At 65.7% G+C, this 3720-nt stretch carries 5 protein-coding genes; 1 reads left to right on the forward strand and 4 read right to left on the reverse strand.

Annotated features, from left to right (window positions below):
• Both EB084_21575 and EB084_21580 read right to left on the reverse strand, forming a co-directional pair.
• On the reverse strand, positions 1–538 hold a 538-nt coding region (locus EB084_21575), incomplete at its 3' end, for a hypothetical protein (protein ID NDD30855.1).
• A complete protein-coding gene (locus EB084_21580; GenBank protein NDD30856.1) occupies positions 532–1971 on the reverse strand; it encodes an alpha/beta hydrolase in 1440 nt (479 codons plus the stop codon). The genes EB084_21580 and EB084_21575, both read right to left, overlap by 7 nt.
• Positions 1972–2270: 299 nt before the next feature.
• Between EB084_21580 and EB084_21585 the strand changes: the two genes are divergently transcribed.
• Positions 2271–2651, forward strand: coding sequence for a hypothetical protein (locus tag EB084_21585; protein ID NDD30857.1), 381 nt, complete (start codon positions 2271–2273; stop codon positions 2649–2651).
• A 5-nt stretch (positions 2652–2656) separates the two neighbouring features.
• On the opposite strand, the gene EB084_21590 is transcribed toward EB084_21585, so the two are convergent.
• Both EB084_21590 and EB084_21595 read right to left on the reverse strand, forming a co-directional pair.
• The gene (locus tag EB084_21590) at positions 2657–3265 is read right to left on the reverse strand and encodes a hypothetical protein (GenBank protein ID NDD30858.1); all 609 of its coding nucleotides are present in this window, start codon (positions 3263–3265) and stop codon (positions 2657–2659) included.
• A gap of 191 nt (positions 3266–3456) precedes the next feature.
• Positions 3457–3681, reverse strand: coding sequence for a hypothetical protein (locus tag EB084_21595; protein NDD30859.1), 225 nt, complete (start codon positions 3679–3681; stop codon positions 3457–3459).
• Positions 3682–3720 lie beyond the last annotated feature (39 nt).

Here is a 3720-nt window from a genome sequence, read left to right on the forward strand (position 1 = left end):
GGCGGCCTTCCTTGGGAACCGCGAACACGGCCGTCTCATCGATGAAGATGGTCAGCGGCACCCCCGACCTCAAGATGGCGTCGCGACCATTGAAGGCGAGCCCCACGCCATACGGAAGGCAGCGAGCAAGCTTGTCGGCGGTGTCGAGATCTGCGTTGCCCTTCTTGCCGAGACCTGCCCGAACTTGAAGCGGCGATCCGTCGATGGCCGTGGTGGCGGTGAACGTGACCTCGAGAACGCCCGGCTTGCCGAACATCTTGGAGTGCTGAGACTTCGACACGGTACCCGTGACGATGGCGCCCTTGTCGATCAGAACCACCCCGTTCACGCGGCAGCGATGCGCCACGCGGAACTGAACAGGGGTGCCCGTGGTGTCATTCGCGCTGCTGATGTCGCGCACGGGCTCGACGATGAGCGGCATGCCGTTGTCGAGCTGCACGCGGTCGGAAGGTTCGCTCCACGCGGCCACCGAGCACATCGAGAGAACCGCGGCGATGGAGAAGACTCGCAGGAAGGTCGTGCGCATGCGTCTCACCATCTCTCCCCCTCCGAGAACAGGTAGGGAGAGTCGTTGACCTGCGGTCGTCCCGCCTGACCGAACTGCTTCTCGGTTGCGCGATCGACCATGTGGGACGTGGGCCACCAGCCGTCACGCACCACGATGCACGGACCGCTCCAGCGCTCTCGCGCCACATCTGCCGGACGATCGATGAGCAGTCGGCTGAGCCACTCGAGATAGCCGTCGCTAAGGTGCCGGGGTCCGCCGCAGCAGATACCCTCGAGACGCCAGAGCGTGTAGTAGCTCACCGAGAGATCGTTGTTGTGCTCGAAGTACTTCTGCAGCACCTTGCAGTCTGCGGGCGCGTGGATGATCTCGTCGAGCTTCGTGAGAAGCGGGCTGGGGATGCTCGGGTCCTTGATGGCCACCGCGGCGCCCACCACACGCTCCACGCGAGCCACGCTGTAGTACTTCAAGATATCGTGGGTCACGGGGATGTCGTTGGCGTCGAACACGATGCGTCGGCCTCTGCAGAGCCGATCGATCTGGAGGCGGCTCATGCGCGGGATGGTGTTGCCCATGGCGCGGTCGCCGCGCGCCAGCGCGCGCAAGCTCAGCACAAGGTCGCGACGATCCGGGTTCTTGATGCCGCCCACGGTGAGCCACGTCAGCTTCATGCCGGCGGCGCTCTTGGCGGTGAGCTCGCGATTGCGGTAGAGCAGGTCGTAGTCGAGGTCGGCGCCAGCCAGCGCCACCACCCCCGTCTGCAGCACCTGCTCAGGGGCGAAGAGGGGGGTCTCATCGGGAACGAAGCGGCTGCGCTTGATGGCGCTGATGAGATAGGGCGTGAGCATGTTGCGGGTGATGTCGCAGCCGAGGCTGTGCGCCATGACGTCGATCTGGCTGCTCGCGAACTGCGCATTCAGCGCGGAGACCAGCTGGCGCCCGCCGGTGCGACCGATGTTCTCGGCCAGGGCCACCTTGTTGAGGTAGGGATTGTCGCTGTCGAGGCCCAGGGTGGCCGTCAGCATCTTGACGATCCAGTTCTGCTCGGGAGGCTTGGAGTTCCACTGCAGGCCCACCACGGCAACGCGCTTGCCACGCTTCTTGTACTGCTCGATGGCGCGCTGCGCCATGGTGGTGAACTGGGCGGTGCTGTCGGCGCGACTCGTGTCGAAACCGTGCACGAGCAGCAGGATGTGCTGCGGATCGGCCTCCTGCTGGCGCAGGTTCGCCACGACCTTGGCGATGATGTCGTCGGTGAGCGTGGCGTTCTGGTTGAGCCACAGACTCGTGTAGGGGTGCTCAGCAGACGCGGGCACCACTTCCTGGGTCTGGGTGTCTGGCGTCGGCGTGGCCGCGGGCGCCGTGGGCGAAGGCGGCGCTGCCTGGGCCCACGCGGCAGGGGGCGCGGCGCAGACGAAGGCAAGGACCATCAACATGGGCAAGAGGGTACGACGAACGAGATTCAAGGAGAGCCTCCGGTAAGATGATGAGGCGGTGACGCGTGTGGCTCCCTGCGGCGCGCGCGGGAACGTTGACGGCAGGCCGCGCCGTGAATCCCGCTCAGCACAGACGAGCCGTGACCGCGGATCGTGAGGGGGCCGACGCGATTCGCCCTGGCAGATGGGAGGCGGGGTCTTGCAAGAAGGAGACCGGCGGAAGGCGGCGTATACCTGTCGGTTCGCGGCGACCCTCTGCCCCAGCGGCAGCCGTCGTGCCCATACCCCTCGAGCACGGCAAGCCGCATAAGCGTTTCGGAGGTTCCCACGTGGCCCAGAAAGACAAGATCAGCACTGAGATCGACGGCGACGACGAGGCCGGCGCAGGCCAGCCCGCCACCGCAGACGTGGGGCGCTACAAGGCGTCCTACATCACCCTTTTCCTCGAAGAGTTCAAGTTCCTCGACCCCGAGTGCCACGACGGTCGGGTGCGCGAAGTGAACATGCGCAGCAAGAAGTGCAATCGGTGCCTCGGCCTGGAGGAGTGCAAGCTCCACCCCCTGTTCTGGCTGGCCGGCGAGGCTGAGCGCCTTGCCCTGAACAACCGCCTCCCGGAAGACATCGAAGAGGCGCGCAAGATCGCCAAGGTGGCCGACTACCAGCGCATCGTCAAGCGCGAGCGCTACGACCTTCCCGACGAGGTCGGTTAAGACCGCTACTTGAACAGGGGCACGCGATCGAGCGGGCTCGATGGCGTGGTGAGCAGGCGCTGCTGCATATAAGGCGACACCCCGTGGACGCGAAACACCGCGTCGGCGTTGTCGGTGGGGCCGTACTCGAACAGCTTCGTCCAGCTGCGGTTGCTCCAGGCCCAGATGATCGTGGTGCCAGGGCGGGCGGCGTTGAAGGTGCGGCCGAGATACTCGGTGGCGCGGCTCACGATGACGTACGAGTCTGCGCCCGCCCCCTGGCCGCGACCTTTTGACTCGAGCCCTTTGCGCACCTCACGGGGGATGATGCCGAGCCCGAAGGTGCGCGCCACGGGTTCTGGTACCCCCAGGGCCAGGGCCATGGGCGCGTCGAGCCGGCCTTGACCCGCGCCCAGGCGACGCCAGCTCCCCTTTGTGAACCGGAACAGCTGCAGCTCGGTGACGCGCTCGGCCCTCACGTCGCACACCGCCCACTCTCCGCTGACCTTGCAGGTCACCATCGAGGCCCCAAGCATCTGCTGGAGCGCGGCGTCGACGTCATCGGCACGCGCGGCGACGGGGAGAAGCAACAGGGAGAGCACGAGGGCGAGCAGCAAGGAGAGGCGCATCTTCATGTCTCTTCTCTTCCCCCGCCTCGCCACGAGGGCAAGCCCTGTATTGTAACCATCGTGTGAACGGTTCGACGATACAGTCCCCTGATGCCGCTCCCTGCGCAATGTGAGAGACGACAAAGAAGCGAGGCGCCCCCCGACCCGAGAACGAGCCGGAGAGCACCCCGAGGGTCACTGCAGCCGAAGCTGCGACACTACGGCCTGGGGGCCGCGGTGAGAATGGTCACACCAGAGGTGCGAAACGCGTCGTAGAGCGTCATGACCTGCGTCGAGCCGTTGCTCAGCTTGACATAGACGTAGATCTGCTTCTGGGTCGCCGCGGGCAGGGTCTGTGCCGGCACGCACAGCTTGCCCTTGGAGGTTGTCACGGTGACGCTCACCCCGCTCACGCTGTACAGCGAGCCGGAGAACGGATTCACCGTAACGCTCACGTACTGCCCTACAGCCAGCTGGCTGTA

This window comes from Pseudomonadota bacterium (genome assembly GCA_010028905.1).
Lineage (GTDB): Bacteria > Vulcanimicrobiota > Xenobia > RGZZ01 > RGZZ01 > RGZZ01.